The sequence below is a fragment of the Paramaledivibacter caminithermalis DSM 15212 genome, from assembly GCF_900142245.1.
In the GTDB taxonomy this organism is placed as follows: domain Bacteria; phylum Bacillota; class Clostridia; order Peptostreptococcales; family Caminicellaceae; genus Paramaledivibacter; species Paramaledivibacter caminithermalis.
The window spans coordinates 41605-67560 of record NZ_FRAG01000019.1 but is presented as its reverse complement, the minus strand read 5'-3'; the positions used below and the strand labels follow the sequence as shown (position 1 = coordinate 67560).

The following is a 25956-nucleotide window of genomic DNA, read 5'->3' as shown; positions in this document are numbered from 1 at the left end:
CTCTAAGTGATTCAAGTTCTTCTATTTGTGCATATATCATAAGAGCAATACATTTAGAAACAGTAAATTTCTTAACATATTTATCTATACCCAAAATTTTTAAAATTTTTAAAGATTTTTTTAAGAGATTTATGATAAAATCAAGTGTTGTTTTTTTATCCTTGTTCATTTTTTCTTTCTGTCCTTTCATTAGAAAATTTGAACAAGGACTACCTTTTCACTTATCTTATCATATTTTATCTGGCAAAAAAATCCCTAAATTTCTGTTTTTTTTCCTTGACTTTTGTTTTTATTTTTTATGCAACACTAGTGATTGTAAATATAAATTTAGGATATTGTTTAAGAATATTTCGGAATACTTTGGTTTTTTTGAATATTCGTAATTGTAAGTTACTTTAAGAATTTGTTAAATGTATATACATTTTCCTTTTTTCTACATTTTTTTTAATTTATGAATGTTATTCTTTTTAATGAGGTTTTCGATGAAATTTTAATTTTTTTAAGGAGTGACGTTAAAATGAAAAAAATATCTTTGTTTTAAAAAAACCTTTTGCTTATATTCTTAATATGTATGATGGTTTCTCAAAGCAGTGTATATGCTAATTCTTTAGTTGATGATGTTAATTTAAAAGATATAAAAGTTGTTTTAAATGGTAACGATACTATTGAAATAGATTTAGAAAAGTTTGAAAAACTCGATAATATTCAAAAACAAAAAATCAAAAATTATATATCTCAAATTGGTATTAAAGAGTTCAAACAAATGTTGAAAAAAAATTTCAAAATAGTGAAAGAAAAAGAAGAAGTAATCTCATCTAAAACTTTAAGTTCAAATAGAGACATATCTTTACTTGCTGCTAATGGTGATTATTATAAAGAAAAGGAAAAATACAGATTAATAGAATTTGAAAAAGGCTATACGATAGAGTATATCGCTATTGTCGGAATAGATGTAAATATAAAAGAGAATAAAATCACTAAAATAAACTCAACATCTTTTAGAACAGAATCTATGTCTGTTGGTGGAGGTACTGAAAATCTATCATTTGAGCAATACGTAGATTCCAATGGAAGTAGTGCTGGAGCAACAGCAAATTATGATGTTTATAAATCATTCTTTATAGGCGACATAGTTCCAGTAAAATACACAAAAACAACATTTGATTATGTAATAGCTTATCCAAGTGATTTTTAAGTAATTTTTATGAATCAGACTTTTAATACATAATTACAGTTTTGAATTATCATCGAAAACCTCATTTTGAAATATAATAAATTAATAAAAAAATTAAAAAACCAAATAATGTACTTTCAAATATCCTTTTTTTAACAACAAAATATAAAAGATTAAATAAAAGTATGAATAAAAAAAAGTATACAACAAACCAAGATGATATACCTTTATAAATAGAGCTAATTAAAATTGTAATTGCAAATATAATATTAACTAGACTAACTGTTCTGTTGCGAAAATTTATAAATTTTTCTTTATAAAACATTTTCTTCATATTCTAAATTCCTTTCCATATTTTATTCAGTGTTAATACTAAAAACAGCTAAATATAACAATAAAATAATAACACATTTTGCAATTTATGTAAATATAATCTGGCATTTTATTTATCACCTGAATCCGTGATAAATAATAGTCGAAAACTCTGAAAAAATTGAAAATATAATACTTTGAATGTATTTAGTCTTTCACCCAATAGGTGATATAATAAAAATACAATAATATACAAAGGGTAAAGGACATGCAAAAATTTATATTTGTTCAATCTGATGAAGAAATAATGCCGATAGGTGGATTACCACTTGCGGGTGCGCTTTTAGATAAAACAAATTTAAATGAAAGACTTAATAAAATACCTGTAGCTATTCTAAAGGGTACAAGAATTAGTAATAGTGATATTGCAAGAAGTTATTTAGGTCTTTTATGCCAAGGTAAAAATGATTTTCAATATATAGAAGAATTTCGTGATGACCCTTTTTTCAAGGGACACTTGATATAGAAAAAGTTCCATCTTGTTCACGATTGAGACAAAGAATGGATTTAGCTCCAGAAATATTTAAGTCCATTATAAAAGAAGAATCTGCAAAACTTCTTAAATCAATGAATGCTAAGCTAACTCCGTGTATTGATTATTACATTTCAATTGATGTAGATGTATCTCCTTTCGATAATTCAGATACGAAAAAAGAAGGAGTAAGTTATACATATAAAAAATTCGATGGCTATGCTCCTATATTTGCATATCTAGGTGAGGAAGGTTACTGTGTAAATGCTGAGCTTAGAAAAGGTAGTCAGCATTGTCAGAAAAACACACCTGAGTTTTTAAGAAAAAGTATTAAATACTCTAAAGCAATTACTTCTAATCCTCTGCTTTTAAGGCTAGACAGTGGTAACGATGCAATAGATAATATAGCTATATGTAAAGAAAAAATGTTGATTTTATTATAAAAAGAAATCTATGCAAAGAGAGCAAAGAACTATGGTTAATTATTGCTGAGGAAATTGGTGAAAAAGTAGATATTCACAAAAGCAAGTCTCTTTTTATTGGTAAACAAAAAGTAAAACTCAAAATAAACATTAATAATAAAGCTAAGGAAATTGAGGTGTTTCAAGTATTTGAGGTAACTGATGGTGGTCCCTAGGGATACTATACCCTTTTTTAGATTAGTATTTAATCAAATAGTATTTCATACTCATCTTAAGTTGCTTTCTTCATTATCTATGCAATTTTAGTCAATAATTTTGCATAAATTATGTATTTTCTATAGATATTTTTGACTGAATTATAATTATCACATTCAGGCTTGATTCTTGCTTCTAAAATTTTACTGGTAATAGTTTCAATTTTACTTCTAGCCTTCTATTTCACTTTATTTTAACTATGAAATTTTTTACAAAAAAGTTTCATTTCCTATACAAAAATTTTTAATATTATAGCTTATAGGCAAATTCATCTAATTTATCTGCTAATCTAGATAGTTCATTTATCTCTGATGTAATTTCTTCCGTACCTGAAGCTTGTTCTTGTGTCAATGCTCCATTGTTTTCTACTATTTGAAGCACTTGATTTACACTATGACGAATTTCTTTTAATACATCCCCAATCTTTTCTACTGATTCATTGCTTGAAATTGCTAACTTTCGTATTTCCTCTGCTACAACCTGAAATCCTCTACCAGCGTCCCCCGCTCTAGCAGCTTCAATAGCTGCATTTAAACCCAGTAGATTTGTTTGCTTTGCAATTTGTTGTACAAATTGTACTACTTGATCAGTTTCCTTTGCCTTTATCAATGCACTATTTACATAAGAAATCATCTTTTCTCCCGAAACTGCTATTTCATTGGCGTTAGAAGATATTTGTGCTGTTGTTTGTGACATTTGATTTAGGGACTTTGCCAGTGTTTTGATAATATCATAGAGTTCTTCTCTGTCACTTATATTTTTCACAGTAGCAATAGCCCCTATGATTTGTCCATCTTCATCTATAATAGGCGACGCAGTTGCTGTCATAGGTAACCCATGTATTTCTTTTGGTATCATAACAGTAACCTTTTTCCTCTGTTTAAGTGCTTGAAATAAAGCTAAGTCGCTATTTAGTAATTGTCCTTCTGATACCCGTAATTTTACGTTTTTGCCTGGAACACATTTTATTATCTTTTCTTTATCACTTATTGCAACCGCTAGATCTTCCTCTGTAAAGTCATTAACAAAAGATGCTATATCTACATATCTTTTTAGTAATTCACGCATATTTATCCCTCCATAAATCTTAATCTATTAATTCATATTACTTCTTTTTTTTTCTCTAAATTCCTTCAAAAATAACTATTCTTTATATGATAACTTAATTATGAATTCCAACATTTTATAATGCTTTCTTTAGATAAATATTCACAATTTATAAAAAAACATCTAAACTATAAAAGTAACAAAAACAAAGAAAAATCCACAATATTATGGATTTGACTGGTGCACCCAGAGGGACTCGAACCCCCAACGCCCAGATTCGAAGTCTGGCACTCTATCCGTTGAGCTATGGGTGCAGATATTTTATTTAACTTAACATAAAACATCTTAACATATTTATTTAAATTAATCAATAAATAAAGATATATAAAGTTAAAATGAATATAAAAGCTTTTGTGTTCTTCATTTGAGTCTTTTCAATAAATAAGTTTGCTGCTCTTGTTTAGTTAATCTATTATCAAGACGTTTAATATCTTCCCACATAAAACTTATTTCTTTCTTTATTTCTTGTTGTCCTTTTTCAAGATTTGCTACAGATTTTTCAAGTTTAGCTTGTCCTTTTTCAAGGTTAGTCATACCTTTTTCGAGTTTAGATTGTCCAGTTTTCAAGTCACTAATATCAGATTTTATAGTCTTCAACTCATTAAGTATTTGATAAAGCAATTCACTTGACATAATATCACCCTTCCACTAAACTGTTAACTTTTTCTAATCTAATCATATTCCAATTCTATACATTCTTAAAAAAATCGTCACAAGATTTTGATTATATAATTACATTATAAATTACAAATATAAATTAAGCAAATATTAATACTAAGTTAACCCGTTATACTAATTATTCTACCGCCAGTGTTTCAATGTTTTGTTTGAATGATTTCTATAAATAAATAACGGGACAGAGGCTGCACTTCAACCTTGTCCCATTATTCATTACATTAACTTATTAACCATATGACATGCTACATAATGTTCATTTCCGATATTTTCTAATACAGGCTGAGAATTTGCATTTGTACACTTATCTGCATGTGGACATCTTTTAGCAAATCTACATCCTGGCTCAGGATTTATAGGCGATGTAATTTCACCTTTAAGGATTATTCTTTCCTTTTTATTCTTTAAGCTTGGTACTGGAATAGCTGAAAGCAACGCCTTTGTATATGGATGAACTGGATTTTTAAACAGTTCACTAGCAGGTGCTTTTTCAACTAACTGACCAAGATACATAACTGCTATTTCATCAGAGAAGTGTTTAACTACTGATAAGTCATGGGTTATGAACATATAAGTAAGTCCTAACTCCTCCTGTAAATCTTGCATTAGATTTAGAACTTGAGCCTGAATAGAAACGTCTAGGGCAGATACTGGCTCATCACATACAATAAATTTTGGGTTTAATGAAAGAGTTCTAGCAATACCTATCCTTTGTCTTCTACCACCATCGAGTTCATGTGGATAAGCATTTACAAGTCTGTCAGCTAGTCCAACAATCTCCATTAGCTCTGAAACTCTCTTATCAAGTTCTTTTTTGTTTTTAGTTAGTCCATGTATTATCAAAGGCTCTGCTATAATTTCACTAACTGTCATCCTTGGATTTAGGGATGCAAATGGGTCTTGGAAGATTATTTGCATTTCTCTACGGAGCTGTCTTAATTGTCTTTTATCAAACATTCTAATATTTTTGCCTTCAAATATAATATCTCCATCTGTAGCTTCCAAAAGTCTTAGCACAACTCTACCAGTAGTTGATTTACCACAACCAGACTCACCAACTACTCCAAGAGTTTTTCCTCTCTCGATGGAAAAGTTCACTCCATCTACTGCGTGAAGCATTCCCTTTGGAGTTTTAAAATATTTTTTCAGATTTTTTACTTCTAATATTTTATCAGCCATTATCTTTTCACCTCCGCATCTACAAGACCTTCATATATTAAACATTTAACCTTATGTCCATCTTCAATTTCAATAGCCTTTGGTTCTTGTTTTGCACATATATCAGTCCCATATGGACATCTTGGATGGAATTTACATCCTGTTGGAAGATTAGTTGGATCTGGCATTAAACCTGTTATAGGCTTTAATCTATCTACCTCTTCATCAAGATTTGGAATAGATCCAAATAAACCTAAGGTATAAGGGTGTCTTGGATTTTCAAATAACTGCTTAAGCGATGCAGCTTCGACAATTTCACCAGCATACATAATAGCTACTTTATCACATACCTCTGATACAACTCCCAAGTCATGGGTAATTAGAATCATAGCTGTATTAAATTCTTCTTTAAGATTATTCATTAAATCAAGAACTTGGGCTTGTATTGTAACGTCTAATGCAGTTGTCGGTTCATCTGCAATAAGAAGCTGTGGATTACATGCAAGAGATATTGCTATCACAACCCTCTGCTTCATACCACCTGAGAATTGGTGTGGATAGTCATTCACCCTTGCTGCTGGTATACCAACAAGTTCAAGCATTTCTTCAGCTTTTTTCATAGCTTCTTGTTTATTCAAGTCCTGATGAATCTCTATAACTTCAGCAATCTGCTCACCAACTGTCATAACAGGGTTTAAAGAAGTCATAGGATCTTGGAATATCATTGAGATTTTATTACCTCTAATCATTCTCATTTCTTCTTCAGGTATATTTAATAAATCCTTACCCTCAAATTCAATTTTACCGCTCATTATTTTACCTGGAGGATTTGGAATTAATCTCATTATTCCAAGTGCAGTAGTTGTTTTACCTGCACCAGTTTCTCCAACCAAACCTAAAGTTTCTCCTTTATTTAACTTTATATCTATACCATTTACTGCCTTTACCGTACCATCCTCTGTTATATAGTAAATAGATAAATCTTCTATTTTTAAAAGCTCTTTTTTGCTCATACTTGTCACTCCCTTCTAGATTACTGCTTTAATCTTGGATCTAACGCATCTCTTAAACCATCACCTACAAGGTTAAGGGCTAGTATTGTAATCATTATTGCAAGGCCTGGGAAAGTAGTTACATGCCATGCATATCTTAAATAGGGTCTACCTGTTGCCAGCATAGCACCCCATTCTGGTGCTGGCGGCTGAATACCAAGCCCTATAAAGCTTAGTCCAGCTGTTGAAAGAATAGCACCTGCAACACCTAAAGTACCTTGTACTATAACTGGTGCCAATGCGTTTGGAATTATATGCTTTAAAATTATTCTCAAATCATTTGCTCCTATAGCCTTTGCTGCCTCAATAAATTCTTGGTCTCTAATTGAAAGAACTGAAGACCTGACTATCCTTGCATAAGACGGTACTGAAGAAATACCTATTGCAATCATCAGATTCATAAGACTAGGTCCTAAGGCTGATACTATTGCTATTGCTAAAAGTATACTTGGGATAGCTAAGAATATATCCATAACCCTCATTATTACGTTATCAAGCTTTCCACCATAGTATCCTGCTATAGCTCCTAAAGTACCACCAATGATTATAGATATACCAACGGCTAAAATACCAACTCTAAGGGATACTCTAGCTCCGTGAATCATTCTAGCAAATATATCTCTACCAAATTCGTCTGTACCAAATGGGTGCTCTGCACTTGGCCCTTGTAATTTATTCACAAGATCCTGCTTTATAACAACGTTATCATAATCAGCTATAAAATCTGCAAATATTGCAGTCAATACCAATATAGTCAATATAGCTAAACCTAACATAGCCATTTTGTTTTTCTTTAATCTTCTCCATACTTCAGCCCATTGACTTCTTTTTTTATTTTTCTTTTTTTCAACAGTCATAGTGCCTTTAGCTACATTTGAAGTCATTTTTATACCTCCTTTTCAAATCAATTTACTTGCTGTATTGTGACTTAATTCTTGGGTCAACATATGCATATAATATATCAACTAGTAGGTTTACAAAACTAAATGTTGTAGCCATGAAAACAACTGAAGCTAAAACTGTAGGTGTATCTTTTTGTCTAATAGCTTCAACCAGTAATCTACCTACTCCTGGCCATGAGAAAACTGTCTCTGTTAGAACCGCTCCACCTAATAAATAGCCAAACTGTAGACCAACTACTGTGATAACAGGAATAAGTGCATTTTTAAGAGCATGTTTGTTAACAACCTTCTTCTCAGAAACACCCTTTGCTCTTGCAGTTCTGATATAATCTTGTCTAATAACCTCAAGCATCGATGAACGAGTCATACGAGTAATAATCGCTGCTGCTCCTGTACCTAGTGTAATAGCTGGTAAAATTATACTTTTAGCGCTTTCAAATCCTGCAAATGGAAGCCATCCTAATCCAACTGAAAATACTAAAATAAGCATTAGTCCTAACCAGAAGTTTGGCATGGATACACCAAGCAATGCTCCAATCATACTTATACTGTCTATTAGTGAGTACTGCCTAGTAGCTGAAATGATCCCAACTGGTATACCGATTGCAACGGCTATAGCTACACCAACTGCAGCTAGAATTAATGTATTAGGGAATCTTGCAAAAATCTCTGAAAATACCTCTCTCTTAGTTGTATATGATCTACCAAAGTCTCCCTTTATTGCATTACCAACAAACCTTAAATATTGTACAATGAAAGGGTCATCCAATCCCATTTCTGCTCTTAGCTGCTCAACTGCTTCTGGTGGTGCACTTTCTCCAAGCATTAGCTGTGCTGGGTCACCAGGTGTAAATGACATGATAGTGAAAACTATGAATGTAACGCCTAATAATACTGGTATAAGAAGTAATAGCCTTCTAAATATATACTTATGCATTTTTATCCTCCCTTCAGGTTTTACGGTAAATATTACGTTTTTGTATATGCCATGAACTTTTTGTAATTTTTTTCTCTAACGTAAAAGTAGGACCATAGAAGGTCCTACTCTTATTATTTAGTTATCATAGATATATTAATCTGATTAATATTATTCAAAGCTTACACCGTAAACGCTATGGTGTCCTGCTGGATGCAACTCAAATCCTTTAACAGATTTTTGAGCTCCTACGTTTTGTGTTCCATAGTATAATAATACATCTGGTGCATCATTTACTATAATTTCTTGAGCTTTTTTATAAGCTTCTGTTCTCTTTTCAGGATCTATAGCTGTTCTTCCTTCTTCTAAAAGCTTATCTACTTCTTCATTAGTGTAGAAGTTTCTATTACCCGCTCCACCATGCTGTGAGCTGTGGTATAAAGCGTATAGACCATAGTCAGGGTCAGCTGTTACAGTAACCCATCCAAGAATGAACATATCATGCTCACCTTTAGCAGTTCTCTCTAAGTAACTACCCCACTCAAGCGGTTCAATTGCTACGTCAATTCCAATTTCTTTTAATTGAGCTTGTACGATTTGTGCGATTTGCATTCTAACTGGATTATCGTTAGTCCAGATTGTAGTTTGAAATCCGTTTTCATATCCAGCTTCTTTTAATAACTCTTTAGCCTTTGCTGGATCATATTCATATGGCTTCAAAGCATCGTTGTGAGCAAAAACTCTAGGTCCTATAGGTGAATTTGCTTTTTGTCCAGCGCCATTTAATACTGCAGTAATTATATCATCAACATTGATAGCATAGTTGATAGCTTTTCTTACTTTTTCATTGTTAAATGGTTCTTTTTGATTATTCATACCAATGTAAGCCATTGATAATGAAGGTCCTTCAATTAATTGTAATTTTTCATGGTTAGCAACTCTGTCTTTATCGATTGGCTCAATTTCATAAGCTATATCTAATTCTCCAGTTTCAAGTCCGATTGTTCTATTAGTTCCTTCAGTAATGTTTCTGAAAACAACTGTCTTAACATTAGCAGGTCCTTTATAGTAATCATCAAATCTTTCTAAAGTTATTTTGTCACCAGCTTCCCAGCTTACAAACTTAAATGGACCAGTTCCTACTGGGTTTTGTCCATAGTTTTCTCCAGCTTCAGTTACAGCCTTTTCATTTACTATTGAAGTTGCTGTATGAGATAAGTGAGCTAAAAGTGGTCCAAATGGCTCTTTTGTTTTTATAATAACCTTATAGTCATCTATTACTTCTACAGAATCTATAGCCTCAACTATGTGAGCTACTTTCTTAGATGCTAACATTCTGTCTATAGAGAATTTAACATCGCTTGCTTTTAACTCTTCACCATTGTGGAATTTAACACCTTTTCTTATATTGAACTCCCAAGTAGTTTCATCTACTTGATTCCAGCTTTCCGCTAAACCAGGTACTAACTCCATATCTACTGTTGATTCAACTAAAGTGTTGTAGATTTGTTTACTAACTCTTGAAGATGGTTGATCGTTTGTAGCATGTGGATCAAGAGATTTAGCATCTGCTCCTTGAGCAATAACCAAAGTATCCTTCACAGCTTTATCACCAGTTGGTTCTCCTTCTTCAGCTGGTTTTGTGCCACATGCACTTAAAACTAAGGCAAAAACCATAATTGCTGACAAAATCATTATGAACTTCTTATTTTTTATCATAACGTTTTCCTCCCTAAAAGTATTTTTTCTTGTAAATTTTAAGGGGCCCCTTTAAATTTAAAACTAAATAATTTTTTAAAAGCTACCTATAACTTATACCATTTCAATCACTTGAATATTCAAATAATTTAATCGGCATATATCAATTTTTGTTGACAATATCTATGATAAGAAAAATTAATGGAAAAATCAATAGATTAAACCATGGTACTATTTTACATCAGGCTTAGTTTATTGAAATAACTGTCATATACCATTTTTTAATTATTGTTAATATTATTATCTAAAATTTAATTATTTAGTAAGGTTATTATTTCCAATCCAGTATTTTTAAATATCACAGCAATATTATGGTCAAATTAATAAACCCTGTATTATTTTCGATAAATAATACAGGATTTTAATAATTGAGGAAATTGCATAATATATTTGAAGAATTTTGGAGTGCAAAATGTAGTAGAGAGAGTCAGGAAAGTAATCTACATATTGTATTTCAAAATTGTTAATGTTAATTATGCAAGTTTCTCGATTAATTAAATAAACGAATAACTTTATATTGGCTCTATTAATTTTTCAAATTTTCCATAAAATAATGTAAAGATGACTTTACTAAAGCTCTTTCATAGAGATTTTCACTATTAATATCAAGAGAGTACGGATCTTTTTCTAATAAAATCTTCAAAAACGGATATATTTGCTTACCATATGTAGACATAGATTCCCTTGGATGTACCCCTGGCCAAGCATTACAACTTGCCACAATTCGTCTATTTGTCGTATCTACTTTATCAGGTATAGTCTTATATACATCATCCTCAGGATAAATCATATACTTTTCTAAAGTTCCTGTAGGTATGCCTTCAACTGCTTTTTGCTGTATAGGGTCAACTTCATCATTATAAGGATCAGCAGTCAAATCTAATATTATTGAATGCTTTGGCATATAGTAAATAAGTGAATTAGGTACAATAATCTGTGATGGGTCACTTCTTCTGCTTGCATCTACTAATATATCTGTTTCTTTAAGAATATATTTTAATGCCTCAGTATTTATAGTAATACTTTTTGGAAGTATTTTTATTATAACACCAGGAATTTTTTTATTGTAAAAGGTTTTATCACTTAATCTTTTAAATGCTCTAGCAGCATTGATGCCTACCTTACCCAAACCAATTATTGCTACATTAATGGGTCTTCTTCCTTCTGAATAAAAATACTTCATTGTTTCTTTGAGCTTATTAAAGGCTACCGCAGCACCTGTCATAGAAGTTCCCCAATAATTTACCACCATTCTATTATTTTCATCATCTACCATGGAATCCATTGAATAACTTATTATCCCCCTTGATTTTAATAAGTCATTCCGTAATGGCCTTGTATCATAATGGAGCATGGAAATAAGAATTGATCCCTCTTTCATTATCTTTATATCTTCTTCATTTGGTGCTCTAAGTACAATAACTAAATCTTGTTTATATATATCATCATGGGTAGTAAACTTTAAATTTGAATTTTTATTTAAATAGTCTTCATGAGTTAATCCCATTCCTTTACCATAACCATCTTCAATAAGTATATCAATGCCTTTGAAATTAGATAGCTTTTTAAATAATTCTGGTAAAAAATCTCTTTTTTCTCCTTTTTTTCTTGTCATTCTTGGGAAACCCATAGTTTTAATTTTCAATAACTTTCCTCCTATCATATCACTATTAAATTATATTCTATATATCATATATAAAAAATATTATTAGGTTCAGCTTTTCACAAATGTAAATAATTCTCTACATTTTATTATATTTTATCAATGTTTTATATATAGTATTCCTAGAAATTACTAAATTTTTAAATGGTTTTTCAAATATATAAAATTTACATAGTAAAACTTAATTTATACATGTACAAATATGCAATGCTTCTGGGCATTTTGGACATGTATAAATTAAAGTCTTTACTTAAATTTCTATATAAAATTTACATAGTAAAACTTAATTTATACATATCAAAATATCCAGAGCTTTTGGGGATTTTTGATATGTATAAATTAACTGTTTTACTGGAATATCTATAGAATACCTAGAAAAATTACACATAAAAAACCCTGAGAACATAATTATTCTCAGAGCCTTTTTATGTGGTGCGGGTAGAGGGACTTGAACCCCCACGTACAAGACACTAGATCCTAAGTCTAGCGCGTCTGCCAATTCCGCCATACCCGCAAGATTAGATGGTAGATGTTTGAGATTGGATGTTAGAACTAAGGTCTAACCCTAACTAGTCTTTTGTGTTTTTCCAACTTCTCACTTCTAACCTCTTGCCTCTATTTTGGTGACCCATCCGCGACTCGAACGCGGGACACCCTGATTAAAAGTCAGGTGCTCTACCGACTGAGCTAATGGGTCATGTTAAGATTAAGTTTAAGATTAAGAATATTTTCAGTCATTTCTCTTTGGTCTTTTAAAGACCTCAAAAACTATCCCTAAATTCTTAGTCTTAATCTAAATCTTAAAGTGGCTGGGGATACAGGACTCGAACCTGTGAATGACGGAGTCAAAGTCCGTTGCCTTACCGACTTGGCTAATCCCCAATGTATTAAAAATCAAGATTAAGGTTAAGATTTAGCATTTAGGTCTTATCTTTTTTGTCTTTTATGCCATCTGAATATGCATCCTAACTCCTCTTAATCTTAAACTTATTCTTAAGCTTATCTAATTGGGGCGGCTGATGGGATTCGAACCCACGCATACAGGAGCCACAATCCTGTGTCTTAACCACTTGACGACAGCCGCCATATCATTATTCATAATCTATTATACATACATTATCTAAAGTCTTTTTTCTCACTTCCAACCTCTCGCCTCTAACTTCCAACTAGTGGCGTGCCCACAGGGATTCGAACCCCGGACACACGGCTTAGAAGGCCGTTGCTCTATCCAGCTGAGCTATGGGCACAAGGGTTAATTCTGGAGCGGGTGAAGGGGATCGAACCCTCGCAACCGGCTTGGAAGGCCGGGGCTCTACCACTGAGCTACACCCGCGTAATGGATGCAAGATGTTGGATGTTGGATGTTGGACTTTTGTCATTCTTTTAAGTCATTTTAAACCCTTCAGATATAACCCTAGTCCAGCTTCCAACTTCTAACCTCTTACTTCTAAATTGGTCGGGGTGGCAGGATTTGAACCCGCGACCCTCTGGTCCCAAACCAGATGCGCTACCAAACTGCGCTACACCCCGAATAGCTGCCGAAGATTATTATACAACATATATAATACTTCGTCAATATTTTTTTGATATTTTTCTAAATAATTATTTGCTATTTTATAGATTTTTATACATTAGGCAAAAAGAGAATATTAAAATCCCCGCCATACAAACTAGCTTGGCGGGTTAAATTAATTCATAGATTACATATCTTTATATCTATATTTTTTTTAGATATATTAATTAATCCATAGGAAGGTTTACTGCCCCCCCTTGGTCTAGATATACTTCCTGGATTTACAAATATCATATTATTTTCTTCTACATGTGTAGGAACATGACTATGTCCAAAAACAACAATATCTGAATTTGTTTCTAAGGCTCTATAATATAATCTATCAATTCCAAATTTAACATTATACTTATGTCCGTGAGTCAAAAATATTTTTTTATCCTCAATAATTATGGTAGTTTCTGATGCTGCATTACAATAGAAATCAGTATTACCTTTTACAGCCACTACCTCAATACCAAAAACATCCTGTAATGCTTTAGCATCTGCGTATGTATCCCCAGCGTGAAGAAGTAAATCAATATCTCCCATGGCCTTTATGGCTTTTTCAGCACTCAAAGTATCTCCATGGGTATCACTCAACAAACCTATTCTCATGACTTTTTATGTAATAACTTTTCAAGCTCAACTCTAAATTTATCAAGTGCTCTAGCCCTGTGGCTAATCTTATTTTTTATATCACTTCCAAGCTGAGCAAAGGTTTTATTATACTGAGGAACAATAAACAAAGGATCATATCCAAAGCCTTCTGTACCCTTTTCTTCTAGTCCAATTATTCCTTCACACTCTCCTCTAACGCTAATTGTTCTTCCATCAGGAAATGCCACCGAGATTACAGATATAAATCTCCCACATCTATTCTTAAGTGGAAGGCCTTGTAGCATATCTAGCAGCTTTTGGTTATTATCCTTATCTGTGGCATTGTCTCCTGCAAACCGTGCAGAGTAAACGCCAGGCTTTCCATCTAGATAATCCACTTCAAGTCCTGAATCATCGGCTATAGTAATAGTATTGGTTTTTTTCATGACTATAATAGCCTTTTTCATAGAGTTTTCTTCAAAGGTTTCTCCATCTTCTATAATTTCAATCGACTCAAAACCTGCTTCATCCATTGGTATTAGTTGAATATCGAAATCCTTAAGTATATCTCTTATTTCCTTTAACTTATGCTTATTTTTTGATGCCAAAATCATTTTCATCCTTCACACACCACCGTTTTTTTATATTTCAACTCCTAACGCTTCTTTCTGAATACCTATAAGTTCATCTATTCCCTTTTCAGCAAGGCTTAAGAGACTAATTAACTCAGCCTTATTAAAGGGTGATTCTTCTCCTGTTCCTTGTATTTCAATAAATTCACCACTATCGGTCATAACCACGTTCATATCAACCTTGGCATTTGAGTCTTCTTTATAACATAGATCTAATACAGGGGTACCTTCCACTACTCCAACGCTTATTGCCGCAACATGATTTATAATAGGCAAAGCTTTTAGTATTCCTTTATCAACTAATTTATTTAGTGCATCTACCAATGCAACATATGCTCCAGTAATGGATGCTGTCCTAGTTCCACCATCTGCTTGTATTACATCACAGTCAATCCATAGAGTTATTTCCCCCAATTTATTTAAATCAACAACAGAACGCAGCGCTCTTCCTATAAGCCTTTTAATCTCATGGGTTCTTCCCTCTAGCTTACCCTTTGTAGCTTCTCTAAACTTTCTTGCATGGGTTGATCCTGGTATCATAGAATACTCAGCTGTTATCCAGCCCTTTCCGCTTCCCTTTAAAAAGGGTGGAACCTTCTCTTCTACGGTTACTGTACAAATAACCTTTGTATTGCCCATTTCTATTAAAACAGAACCCTGTGGGTGAATTAAATAATCCTTTGTTATTTTTACTGGTCTTATATCTTCCGGTTTTCTTCCATCAACTCTATTCATATTTATCTCCCTTCTATTACTTACCTATATATTTTATCATATAACTATTATATATGTTAACCCGTCAAGCTAGTAAATATAATTTTCTGTTTTAGGATAACTTAAGGGATTTTAATATTCTATCGGAGTTATTTTCTTGAAATTTTCCACAAAAAAACCAGGTCTCCCTGGATTTTTTTGTTTAATACTCATTTGCAAATGTTGGTACTGCTGCAGGTTCTTTCTTTGTTACATTACCAAAATCAATTTCTTTACCATCTGCCATTATACTTACCTTATCTAAAGCAACATCATTTTCATAATATTCACTAAGTGTTAATGCTATGGATTTAACTATATCTTGAGCAATACTTTCATCTTCAATTTCCTTTATTTCTTCACTAAAATTAACATAGGCTACTCCATCTACTATATCAACATTTTTAACTTCTAAGGTGGATGGGATTACAGTAAATAACCCTGAATCTTCATCTGGACCCTCTATTAATGCTTCTATTGTTCTTAAAACAGTTACTGATTCATTTTCTGCTATTTCAATATCCTTTGTTACAGGCACAAAATAATTCTCTATACCATTAACTGTTCCTTGATAGTACACTATTACCTTACCATTACCTTTGCCTTTTCCATTATAATTTATATCTTTCCTTGTCAGTGGAGTAGTAAGGTTTAATCCATATGTAAGCTTATCTGGATATTTTCCTTCAATCATGATTTGGACTTCTTCAATAGTAGGGAATTCAGTTAATGTATATATCACAGATTTAACGATTGCTTCCTCTTCTTCTTTATTGCCATAGTTTAGAAAATCTTTTGTGAAATCGATCTTACAAAGACCATCATTTATACTCATACCTAAAATCTCAGTATTTGCAGGTATTACAGGTATCAACCCAATATTCTCCATGTCTTTCCTATTAGCAGGATTATCCACTAGTGCTCTTATAGCAGCTTTTGCAATTCCTTTTCCTTCAGGCCATGGTATTTTTCTCATAACGGGAACAAGAAATCCTTTATCATCCTTATAATATAAAACTGTATTCCTTAAGTTCTGATCATCCTCTGGGCTTTCAATAAGTGTTGGAACCTGTTGTTCTTCTTTGTTTAAAAAAGTCTTCAGCATGCTAGTACCTTTCCATACTACTAAACTTAATACCAAGCAAGCTGAGACCACTATTGCTATAGCTTTTTTCCGCCTCATGCTAAAAATCCCCCCTAAATCAAAACTGTATATTAAATTATATTAGAGGGGTAGTAATACTATGTCTATTTTATTTTACTTTTTTTAAATAATATAGGATTTATATAGAGATAAACAACTTCAAGGTTTAATAAATTTCAAAGAAAAAATGTAGAAACGTTCATTACTTTCTTTAAAATTTACTTTAAATGTTAATGTTGTTTATAGTAAAGCTTAATTTATACATGTGCAAATACGCAACGCTTCTGGCCGTTTTAGACATGTATAAATTAAAGTCTTTACTTAAATTTCTATAGTGATTTTAACATTATATTTAAGAAATCTATATACTTATCTCCTTTTCATTTTAGTAAAGTATCCGCCCTTTATGCTCCTTATATCAAAAACTGTAACAATAGGCTTATTTTCTAGTTCGTCCAATGCATTATATAAATTCTTCGTATCCTTTCTATTTAGCATAACATTAAGTATTTGCCTTTTACCATCCCTTCCTTCCCCTTCTACAAGGGTTACTCCAAATCCGTTATTTCTAAGCTTTTTGGCTAAAAGCTGTCCATCACAATGTTGACATATTATTTGAGCAGTGATTTTACCAATTGCTAACTTTTCTTCTATTAAACTACCAATAAAATTACCACAAGCATATCCTAAAGCATAAACTATTAAATTTCTGTAATCCGATAGTCCACTTACCACCTTTCCTAGAGCCGTAATATATATAATGACTTCAAAGAAGCCGATAATTGCAGCCTGTAGCCTTTTACCCCTTACTATAAGAAGCATTCTAATAGTAAATAAAGAAACGTCCATGACCCTTGCAGCAAAAATAAAAAGATAACCAAGTAGCATTTATATTTCCCCCTTTTTTGATTTTAAATCTTAAGGTTACCGTTATATTATATATGCTTACTTTAAAAATGTATATATAAAAACTATAGTTTTAAAAAAAAATGAAACAGACTGATATATACCAGTCTATTTCACTAATACAGTATCAAAGTATTCAATTATACCCTTTAATGTAGCCTCTGCACATTTTTGCCTATAATCTTTCTGTGAAAGCAATTTTTCCTCTGTTGGATTAGTTAAAAATCCTAGTTCCAATAAAACTGCTGGCATTTTTGTTTCTCTGGTAACAACCAGCTTCGGTCTTTGTATTATTCCTCTATCAATTGCATTTAAGCCTCTAACAAGGGCATTTTGCATTATTCTAGAGAAGGTCTTATTACCTCTACCATCGTTTGGATAATATAGTACCTCAACTCCCTTTGCACTACTCCTGCTATGTGCATTTGCATGTACACTAACAAATACATCTGCTCCAAGTTCATTTGCAATAGTTGCTCTATCATATAAACCTATATAGTTATCATCATCACGAGTCATATAAACTTTAAATCCTTCATTTTCAAGGAGTTTCTTAAGCTTTAAAGATACATCTAAAACTACATCCTTTTCCTTCATTTTTAAATTAGGGCTTTTTGCACCTGAATCATATCCTCCATGACCTGGGTCAATAACTATAAGTCTGTCTTTAAATCTAGATTCCTTCACCTTATTATTAATAAAGCCAAAAACTATCTTGTCAGTAACATTATTATTTGAATAATCTTGGAACTTGGTATCTTCAGCAAGCTTTATGTCTATATTGTAATATTCACTGCTACTTTTGTCATCAACATTAATGTATTTAACTATACTATCATCAATATCAATTTTTAATGGGTCTAATACAATATTATCCTTTAAAATCCTTAGATTCAATTCATTTTTAGCTTTATTATAGCTTTTTAAGTATATACCTTCCTTATTGGCAGTTATCTCTAGCTTTGCCAAATCAATATCCTCTTTATAATAATCTATTCCATCTAGTGGCTTTCCTGCAACAAATACAAATATTTTATTTTCTGCATGTTCTATGTATACATTATCTGGACTAGCGTTATCCGCTAAATCAACAACTACTCTACTTATCTTATCATTTGGCTCATAATTATGATCTGGACTAAATTGTGAAACTCTAACACCCTTTAATGGACCTTCTCCAATATCTATGGCTTCTTTATCAAACTTTAATAAACTGTCAAGAACATCAACAACTACTTTTCCATTTAAGAACATAACATTATATGTTGGTTCTTCAGCAGTTTGAATCACTACAGTGTCTACATTATATATTTTGTCAACCTTAACATTTTTTACAGAGTTAATGAGCTTAATCCTTAACTCCTTCTTATCATCATCATAAACTATTTCATGTCCCTTTTTTCTATCTACATCTATAAAAATTCTAGTTTTGTATGGATTTTCTTCAAATTGTAAAGCATTTATTGATTTAACTTCTCTATCATATATGTCTAAATTTACTGAATTATCTAAAATAGAATTTGGAATATCAACTACCAATCTATCTTCCCCACCAACTGCACTACCATTAAGGAAAAAAGATGTAGTTGCTACTTCTCCAGTAGTCTTTATTATAATTTCAGGGAATTTATCTGAACCATTGTATGTAATATTTTTAATTCTTTGTAAAGGTTTATCTATAGTTGCTGTCATGGTATCTCCAATCCATCCAACTTCCATACCCAACTGCTCAGATACGAACCTCAAAGGAACCATTGTTCTAAAGTTGTCTTCATATCCGATCAATTTTGCTGGTACATTATCTGGAAGTATATGCTGCTTACCATTTACAAGAACCTTAGGGCTATCAATTTTTAAAACAATCTCTTTGCTTTCAGTCTTTAAAGTAGCTTCTTTTCTCTCTTGATTCCAACTGACTTTAGCTCCAAGATTCTCACTGATAAACCTTATTGGTACTAAGGTTCTGTCATTAAACAACATCCCAGGGACATCAGATATTATATCTCGTCCTTCCATTATTAGATTAACAGTATAAACATCATATTGCTTATTTGTAGCTCCATCAATAATGCTTAAGGTATCCTTTTCAAATTTCTTAGCTGCAAAACCATTTATCGTCATACTCATCATTAGAACAATCACCAGTATTAACGATATAATTTTTTTCATTCTATTGCCCCCTTTGTTGTTTCATTATATAGGATTTACATTTACATAGTAAAAATTAATTTATACATGTACAAATACACAATGTTTTTAGGGGTTTTGGATATGTATAAATTAAAGTCTTTACTTAAACTCACTCCTTGTGCTAGTTAGTTGGATTTTTTGTTTTTTAACACCTTAGAGATTTTTAATGTTTCATTTGAGTGATTTTTATAACACATAGGAAATTATAAACCTATCAAACTATATATATAATTTTCGTTATGTGTTTCAAAAAGTCTACCTTATAAAGCTTTATAAAAGACTTTTTTATAAACCTGTTTTTACCTTTGAAACTATATAAGAAAACAGGTTTATTACATGAACGAAAAGGAAATATTAAAACTCTTGCGAAAACTAGCACAATAGGTTAAACTCCTATAATTCTATTTATATCATTTAGTGTGATTTTATGCAACTTTATGTAACTAAATGTAACTAGAATTTAATATGGAAAAATGTTGTATACTTAAAATTAAAGAAAAATTCTTACACCTTTTCTTAGTATATATAGATTTCCCATAGTAAAACTTAATTTATACATATCAAAATATCCAGAGTTTTTAAGGATTTTTGATGTGTATAAATTAACTGTTTTACTGGAATATCTATAGATTTCCCATAGTAAAACTTAATTTATACATATCAAAATATCCAGAGTTTTTAAGGATTTTTGATGTGTATAAATTAACTGTTTTACTAGAATATCTATATTTTATAACATATCTCATTCAACATTTTTCCTATATAACTTTATATAACTCATCACTTTCTGGTGGTTGTATTTCAGTCTGTTCATCATGTCTAACAATATATCTTCCCTCTTGCGTAATTTCTCCAATTACACTAGCATCAATTCCGCTTTCATTTAGATTTTTAATTAATTGATCTTTCTTATCTCCAGTTATTGTTATCAACATAGTTCCACTAGATATTAACTTCAATGGGTCAATATCAAAGAAATCACAGATTTTTTTCGTTTCCTCTGCTATCGGTATTCTATCTAAATAAATATTACAACCTACCTTTGATGCTTTACAAATCTCCCAAACAGCACCTAAAATACCACCCTCTGTAACATCATGCATACTACTAGCACCTATTTTGCCAGCTATTATCCCTTCCTTTACAACACTTATCTTATCCACCATTTTTTTAGCACTTTCTATCATTTCCCGGGAAAATATCAAACTCAATTTTTCTTCTAAATCATGGGCTATTATTCCAGTCCCTTCAAGTCCAGCAGTTTTTGTCATAATTATTTTATCTCCAACCTTAGCTCCAGATGTTTTTACTATATCTGTCTTTAATTGTCTTCCAATAGCAGTAGCAGAAATAACTATCCTATTTACTGCTCCAGTTATCTCCGTATGTCCCCCTATAATTTCTACATTTAGCTTTGCTGCTTCAGTTGAGGCTTGTTTCATAATCTCATCTATTTCCTCTTCCGTAGTCTCCTCTGGTGCCAAAATTGTCATCATAAGTCCCAATGGTTCTACTCCATTTGAAGCTATATCATTACAATTTATATGCACTGCAAGCCTTCCAACTTCACTTGCTGCACCAGTTATAGGATCAGTAGACATTATTAGAGCATACTCTCCAAAATCCACAACAGCACAATCTTCTCCTATACCTGGTCTAACCATTACCTCTTTCCTATGTAATTTTATATTATTAAATATAACTTTTTCTAGTAATTGTGAATCTAATTTCCCAATCTTCACTTTATTCATCCTTTCTTTAGGCAAAAATGTATGAAGACACTTTACAACCTTGAAATTCTAAGTTTCAAGTATACAATTTTCATCTAAAAGTTACAAAAATATTTTCCTATTACATTATATCTCACTTTTCATTTCAATTGTATGTATTATTTTAAAAAACATCATTTTATTTATTGATAATTGAGGAAATTGCATAATGCATTTAAAGAATTTTGGAGTGCAAAATGTAGCAGAGATAGTCAAGAAAGCTATCTACATATTGTATTCCAAAATTATTAGTGTTAATTATGCAAGTTTCTCATTTGAAAAATTATTTGATTTTCTGAGAATATCGAAAGATTTTATAAATATATATATTATATACAATAAAGCTTTTCTTTTTGTTTTCTTTAATTTTCTAAAGAGGTGGTGATATTGTGGACGTAAAAGACTTGCTTGAGAGTTTAGATTACTCAAAGGAAAACATACATAGACAAGCCTTGATTTATTCTTTTTCAAATATTTTAACATTATCCTTACTTTCTGAATTTGGAGTAAAATATAATTTATCCGATGAGGATATTAAAAACTATATCGGTAAGTTAAATATCAAAACTGATAAAAACATTATGACTAATAAAGAGCTTGAAATCAGTCCACCCGTTGATGAAAATCATCTGAAAGATGACACTAAAAAACTATCCACCCTTAGTTTTGATTTTTCCTTTGTCAATAATCTATCTCCCATAAAAGCAATATATTCTGGAGCTAAACTAAATACTTCTCTTGACCCAGAGTTTAAGAAAGATATAGATATTGGACTAGACCTTAATAATAAAAATTTTAAAAAGGAGCTTAAACCAAAAAATCAAGGTCTTTTAATTTTGAATGAGGTAAATTTATCTAGATTCTTATATAACAATAGTGTAATAAATAGAAATAAAAATTCTACATATACTGAGAAGCTCTTAGGTATGATTTTGCTAGATTTAGCAATAAATCAAGCTCTCTTTTCCTACTCATATCTTAGAAATTCAAAGGGTTTTTTTGTAAAAAAAGAAAATTTAATTTTTGACTCAAATGAACTGAAACTTAAGGAAACAAATGAAAAAATAGACTGGGAAGACCAAGTTTACATGCTTTGGGCCTATGCAGTTTTATATAAAACCCTAAAGGATTCTAATTACGAACGGTATTTTCAATCATCAAAGGCAGATATATTTAAAAATTATGCCTTCAATTTACTCAATATTTTAGAAAGCCATGAACATGAAATGATTGAGCTTGATACAGCTAATCTTTCAAGCTTAACTTCTTCTATGGTCGAAGCATTACATATATTGGATAAGAAAAGAAAGCATAAATCATTTGTAATAAGTCTCTGTGATGAGCTTTATACAAGACAAAAGCAAAAAGGCTTTATATTATCAAATAGGTATAAAAATGAAGCTGCCTCCTTAGCCTCTCATTTTAAATCTATAGAAGCTCTAATTAACGGTTTTCAGTATACGAATTTTGATTTATTCTTAAGTGCATCAGAAAACATTTATTCAAATTTAAATACAGTTTGGGATGAAAATATGGGGCTATTTAAACTTAACAAGGATGATGATATCAAATATTCTTCTAAAAGCATATCCTATGTCTTAAGGTCTTTAAATAAGCTTCTAAAAGCAACCAATTCAGCAGAGATGAAAAAAAGCATTAATAATCAATTAACTAATTTCTTTGATGCTTCAATAAATGATACAGGACTCCAAACTCCTCCTCCTGGTATTAATAAAGAAATCAATATGTTCAGAAAATCTAATGGCGAAGCATCTATTATTCAAGATATTATAGATCATGAAAAAGCATACGTTATTGAGAAGGGATTTAAAATCAATAAAGCCGATTTAAAAATTAACAAGTATTCTAATGAATTTAGCTGTGAACATGCTCTATTTGCATCTGATGCAATGTTAACTATGGCAATGGAAGGAAATTTAATACTGTAAATAGGGCATAAGAAAAAAGAGAAAAGAAAAAGGTTGTTATGGTGATTCTTTAAGATCAATAGAACAATAATTTTGTCATAAGGACCCTAGATAATTTCCTAATAACCTTTTTCCTTTCTTCTATTTCCCTTGTCATTACAAAAATGCTTTTTCCATTCTTCCTTTGTCATCATCCTATGATCTGATATTATATATAATACCTCTATATCGGAGGGCTTTATATCATGAAATATTAATACTTCTGCATCATACCCATCATTCTTGTCCAATCTTAGTTTAAGATTTTCCTTAAATGAACATGATGTTTCCCAATACTTATATAAAAGCTTACTGCCCTCATTTTCCAAATAATTCTTAGCCCCACTATACTCATCTATTTTATGGAGAATAAAGGGTTCGTAAATCTGATTTGCTAGATTTTCGTTGGCAATCCAGCATTTATTTGGATCAATCTTTATACCTAATAATGCTGTATGAGAATGAAACATATGCTCTTTAGAAAAATATAAGCTTCCAAATATGGCTTTTTTTCTTATAACCCAATTAGGTATATTTTTGTTTTTATATTCATCTATGTAGTTATGGAATTCATAATACTTTGATTTATATGTTTTTTTGTCATCGTATCTTATTCCATTTTTAAGTACATTGTTAAGATCTATGACACTTATTATATGGTAAACTTTATTTATCTCCAAATATTTATGAACAGTCATAGCATCACCTCTAAATTAGTCTTGTTAAATTTGTTAATATTATACCCTAATAAAATTAATTATTTATCATATTGGTGAAATACTATATATAGATATATATTGAATCACATAGAACTTAAAACCCCAAGGTAGAGGTGGTACTATGATAAATATAAATTGTACTATTAAGGATTGTATTTTTCAAGACAATGGTAAATGTACTTTAACCCATGTTTCCACACCTTCAAATGTGTATAATCCAGAATGTATTTATTTCAGACCAAAGGATGAAGAAAATATAAAAACTAAATCAAAAGCATCGCTACAATAGTTGTGACAATTAAACCAGTTATAACTGGTATAAAGTTTCTCTGTGCTAAATCCATGGGCTTTACTCTACAAATTGCTGCAGCAGGTATCAATCCCCATGGTACTAGCGTTCCTCCTCCAACCCATATAGCTCCTATTTGCCCTAGAGCTGCTAATACTGGGATACTACCATTAACTGCTGTGCCAAAGACCTTAGCAAGAGACCCAGCTAGCGACATACCTGAAAATCCTGATCCATCCATTCCAGTAATGGCACCTACCAGCATTTCCATACTTGCTACTACAGGTCTGTTCATTTTAGCTATAGAAGATAAAGCCCTACCCATATCAGATAATATTCCTTGAGACCCTAATGGCAACACCCCTTTTCCTAAAACTGCTTCAATAGGAGATATTTCTCCTAAATAAAAGAAGGCTGCTATAGGTATTATCGGTCCAAATATTTCCATTCCGAACATAAATCCATCCTTTATAAATTTAGTTATCTTATCTAAGGATTCCCTCTTATACTCAGCTATAGTTATTATTATCATCAATGTTACTGCTGTTCCTCCTATTAATGCTGTAGCATCTCCTCCCCTTAATTTGAAATAAAACATTGTAGCAATGTCAAGTAAAAATGCAATAGGCACAATTACTGCTGCAAATTTAGCTACGTTACTTGTTTTTTTTCTATTACTTTCTTCATCAAAATCTACCTTAGGACCTATTATTTTTCCCTTTTTCATGTCTATTTTAAGTAAAACATAAGCAATAATTATAGTTATTATACCCATAGTTAAAAATAAAGGAGTTCCCTTTAACATTATTTTTTCAACAGGTATACCTGCTGCACTTGCTGTTATAGTAGGTGCACCTTGTATTACATAGTCACTAGATAATGCTAACCCATGACCGAATAGATTTATGGCCATTGCCACCCCTATAGCAGGTAATCCCACCTTTAATGCTACTGGTAAAAGAACAGCTCCCACAAGTGCAGTTGCTGGTGATGGCCAAAAAAACCAAGAAACTATCAGCATAACTATTCCTATAAACCAAAAAGCTATGTCAGGTGTCTTTATAAATTGTGCAAAGGGCTTAACCATAAGATTGTTTGCACCAATTTCTTCTAACACCTTCGACATAGCTACTATACAAGATATTACTAATATTATTCCAATAAGTTCACTTGTAGCAACAATAAAAGAATCAAATATTCCCTTTGTAGCTCCTACAATACTCCTCTTCGCTATAAAACTTATAAGAAAAACACCTATTATGCATGGAATTATTGTATCCCTTCTCATTATCATTACCATCAAAATTACCAAGGTCATAATCACATAAATCCAATGAAGCATAGTAAGTTCAACCATATTTTTCCCTCCTCAAAGTAGTGTTACTATTTATGATATTCAGACGAAAGGAAAATTGATACAATAAAAACTAAGAGATATCCAATCCCTTCACTTTTGGTCAGAATCTCTTTTGGAAAAATGCCCTACACTAAACAAAAGACGGTCTATTGAAA

23 protein-coding genes and 8 tRNA genes are annotated in these 25956 nt (G+C 31.4%); 5 read left to right on the top strand and 26 right to left on the bottom strand.

Annotated features, from left to right (window positions below):
- A partial coding sequence (locus tag BUB36_RS09245) for a DUF4372 domain-containing protein (protein ID WP_131821237.1) occupies positions 1 to 190 on the bottom strand: 190 nt, incomplete at its 3' end.
- A 381-nt stretch (positions 191 to 571) separates the two neighbouring features.
- On the opposite strand from BUB36_RS09245, the gene BUB36_RS09240 reads away from it, so the two are divergent.
- The 3 genes from BUB36_RS09240 (at position 572) to BUB36_RS09225 (ending at position 2461) form a co-directional block, all read left to right on the top strand.
- Positions 572 to 1195 carry a hypothetical protein gene (locus tag BUB36_RS09240; protein WP_131821235.1) on the top strand — a complete coding sequence of 208 codons (624 nt, stop codon included), beginning with the start codon at positions 572 to 574 and terminating at the stop codon, positions 1193 to 1195.
- 559 nt (positions 1196 to 1754) lie between these two features.
- Positions 1755 to 2012 carry a hypothetical protein gene (locus BUB36_RS09230; protein WP_073149252.1) on the top strand — a complete coding sequence of 86 codons (258 nt, stop codon included), beginning with the start codon at positions 1755 to 1757 and terminating at the stop codon, positions 2010 to 2012.
- Complete coding sequence (locus BUB36_RS09225) at positions 2009 to 2461, top strand: transposase (RefSeq protein ID WP_131821233.1); 453 nt, start codon at positions 2009 to 2011, stop codon at positions 2459 to 2461. The genes BUB36_RS09230 and BUB36_RS09225 overlap by 4 nt, the downstream gene beginning before the upstream one ends.
- Positions 2462 to 2944: 483 nt before the next feature.
- Here BUB36_RS09225 and BUB36_RS09220 read toward each other — a convergent pair whose 3' ends face one another.
- The 23 genes from BUB36_RS09220 to BUB36_RS09110 form a co-directional block, all read right to left on the bottom strand.
- Positions 2945 to 3763, bottom strand: coding sequence for a methyl-accepting chemotaxis protein (locus BUB36_RS09220; protein ID WP_073149248.1), 819 nt, complete (start codon positions 3761 to 3763; stop codon positions 2945 to 2947).
- Positions 3764 to 3980: 217 nt separating this feature from the next.
- A tRNA-Arg gene (locus BUB36_RS09215) sits at positions 3981 to 4056 on the bottom strand.
- 106 nt (positions 4057 to 4162) lie between these two features.
- A complete protein-coding gene (locus BUB36_RS09210; protein WP_073149246.1) occupies positions 4163 to 4435 on the bottom strand; it encodes a hypothetical protein in 273 nt (90 codons plus the stop codon).
- Between the two features lie 258 nt (positions 4436 to 4693).
- On the bottom strand, positions 4694 to 5656 hold the full coding sequence (locus tag BUB36_RS09205) for an ABC transporter ATP-binding protein (protein ID WP_073149244.1): 963 nt from the start codon (positions 5654 to 5656) through the stop codon (positions 4694 to 4696).
- Positions 5656 to 6648: an ABC transporter ATP-binding protein gene (locus BUB36_RS09200; protein WP_073149242.1), complete on the bottom strand. Its 993-nt coding sequence runs from the start codon at positions 6646 to 6648 to the stop codon at positions 5656 to 5658. Before BUB36_RS09200 ends, BUB36_RS09205 begins: the two co-directional genes overlap by 1 nt.
- 20 nt (positions 6649 to 6668) lie before the next feature.
- Entirely contained in the window at positions 6669 to 7571 is a 903-nt protein-coding gene (gene nikC, locus BUB36_RS09195) for a nickel transporter permease (RefSeq protein WP_207550789.1), read from the bottom strand.
- A 25-nt stretch (positions 7572 to 7596) separates the two neighbouring features.
- Entirely contained in the window at positions 7597 to 8526 is a 930-nt protein-coding gene (gene nikB, locus BUB36_RS09190) for a nickel ABC transporter permease (protein ID WP_073149240.1), read from the bottom strand.
- Positions 8527 to 8676: 150 nt separating this feature from the next.
- Positions 8677 to 10224, bottom strand: a complete 1548-nt coding sequence (locus BUB36_RS09185; protein ID WP_073149238.1) for a glutathione ABC transporter substrate-binding protein — start codon at positions 10222 to 10224, stop codon at positions 8677 to 8679.
- Between the two features lie 565 nt (positions 10225 to 10789).
- Entirely contained in the window at positions 10790 to 11908 is a 1119-nt protein-coding gene (locus BUB36_RS09180; protein ID WP_165613059.1) for a Rossmann-fold NAD(P)-binding domain-containing protein, read from the bottom strand.
- A gap of 448 nt (positions 11909 to 12356) precedes the next feature.
- A tRNA-Leu gene (locus BUB36_RS09175) sits at positions 12357 to 12440 on the bottom strand.
- A 107-nt stretch (positions 12441 to 12547) separates the two neighbouring features.
- A tRNA-Lys gene (locus tag BUB36_RS09170) sits at positions 12548 to 12623 on the bottom strand.
- Between the two features lie 109 nt (positions 12624 to 12732).
- Positions 12733 to 12808, bottom strand: a tRNA-Gln gene (locus tag BUB36_RS09165).
- Between the two features lie 126 nt (positions 12809 to 12934).
- A tRNA-His gene (locus BUB36_RS09160) sits at positions 12935 to 13010 on the bottom strand.
- Between the two features lie 86 nt (positions 13011 to 13096).
- Positions 13097 to 13173: transfer RNA gene (locus BUB36_RS09155), tRNA-Arg, on the bottom strand.
- A gap of 12 nt (positions 13174 to 13185) precedes the next feature.
- A tRNA-Gly gene (locus BUB36_RS09150) sits at positions 13186 to 13259 on the bottom strand.
- A gap of 120 nt (positions 13260 to 13379) precedes the next feature.
- Positions 13380 to 13456: transfer RNA gene (locus BUB36_RS09145), tRNA-Pro, on the bottom strand.
- A gap of 163 nt (positions 13457 to 13619) precedes the next feature.
- On the bottom strand, positions 13620 to 14093 hold the full coding sequence (locus BUB36_RS09140; protein ID WP_073149236.1) for a metallophosphoesterase: 474 nt from the start codon (positions 14091 to 14093) through the stop codon (positions 13620 to 13622).
- Positions 14090 to 14695, bottom strand: coding sequence for an XTP/dITP diphosphatase (locus tag BUB36_RS20735; protein ID WP_073149234.1), 606 nt, complete (start codon positions 14693 to 14695; stop codon positions 14090 to 14092). Before BUB36_RS20735 ends, BUB36_RS09140 begins: the two co-directional genes overlap by 4 nt.
- 21 nt (positions 14696 to 14716) lie before the next feature.
- Positions 14717 to 15442, bottom strand: a complete 726-nt coding sequence (gene rph, locus BUB36_RS20730) for a ribonuclease PH (protein WP_073149232.1) — start codon at positions 15440 to 15442, stop codon at positions 14717 to 14719.
- A gap of 181 nt (positions 15443 to 15623) precedes the next feature.
- Positions 15624 to 16643: a GerMN domain-containing protein gene (locus BUB36_RS09125; protein WP_073149230.1), complete on the bottom strand. Its 1020-nt coding sequence runs from the start codon at positions 16641 to 16643 to the stop codon at positions 15624 to 15626.
- 330 nt (positions 16644 to 16973) lie between these two features.
- The gene (locus BUB36_RS09120) at positions 16974 to 17492 is read right to left on the bottom strand and encodes a DUF2179 domain-containing protein (RefSeq protein ID WP_073149228.1); all 519 of its coding nucleotides are present in this window, start codon (positions 17490 to 17492) and stop codon (positions 16974 to 16976) included.
- Positions 17493 to 17618: 126 nt separating this feature from the next.
- Positions 17619 to 19679 (bottom strand): N-acetylmuramoyl-L-alanine amidase, encoded by a 2061-nt coding sequence (locus tag BUB36_RS09115; protein WP_073149226.1) that lies wholly within the window; start codon positions 19677 to 19679, stop codon positions 17619 to 17621.
- Between the two features lie 779 nt (positions 19680 to 20458).
- The gene (locus tag BUB36_RS09110) at positions 20459 to 21451 is read right to left on the bottom strand and encodes an AIR synthase family protein (protein WP_334293000.1); all 993 of its coding nucleotides are present in this window, start codon (positions 21449 to 21451) and stop codon (positions 20459 to 20461) included.
- A gap of 407 nt (positions 21452 to 21858) precedes the next feature.
- Between BUB36_RS09110 and BUB36_RS09100 the strand changes: the two genes are divergently transcribed.
- Positions 21859 to 23418, top strand: coding sequence for a hypothetical protein (locus BUB36_RS09100; protein ID WP_073149220.1), 1560 nt, complete (start codon positions 21859 to 21861; stop codon positions 23416 to 23418).
- 98 nt (positions 23419 to 23516) lie between these two features.
- On the opposite strand, the gene BUB36_RS09095 is transcribed toward BUB36_RS09100, so the two are convergent.
- The gene (locus tag BUB36_RS09095; RefSeq protein WP_073149218.1) at positions 23517 to 24134 is read right to left on the bottom strand and encodes a hypothetical protein; all 618 of its coding nucleotides are present in this window, start codon (positions 24132 to 24134) and stop codon (positions 23517 to 23519) included.
- A 142-nt stretch (positions 24135 to 24276) separates the two neighbouring features.
- Here BUB36_RS09095 and BUB36_RS19690 point away from each other — a divergent pair, with 142 nt between their 5' ends.
- Positions 24277 to 24444: a hypothetical protein gene (locus BUB36_RS19690; protein ID WP_165613058.1), complete on the top strand. Its 168-nt coding sequence runs from the start codon at positions 24277 to 24279 to the stop codon at positions 24442 to 24444.
- Here BUB36_RS19690 and BUB36_RS19685 read toward each other — a convergent pair.
- Positions 24419 to 25801, bottom strand: a complete 1383-nt coding sequence (locus BUB36_RS19685) for a hypothetical protein (RefSeq protein WP_073149216.1) — start codon at positions 25799 to 25801, stop codon at positions 24419 to 24421. The genes BUB36_RS19690 and BUB36_RS19685 overlap by 26 nt on opposite strands.
- Between the last annotated feature and the right edge of the window lie 155 nt (positions 25802 to 25956).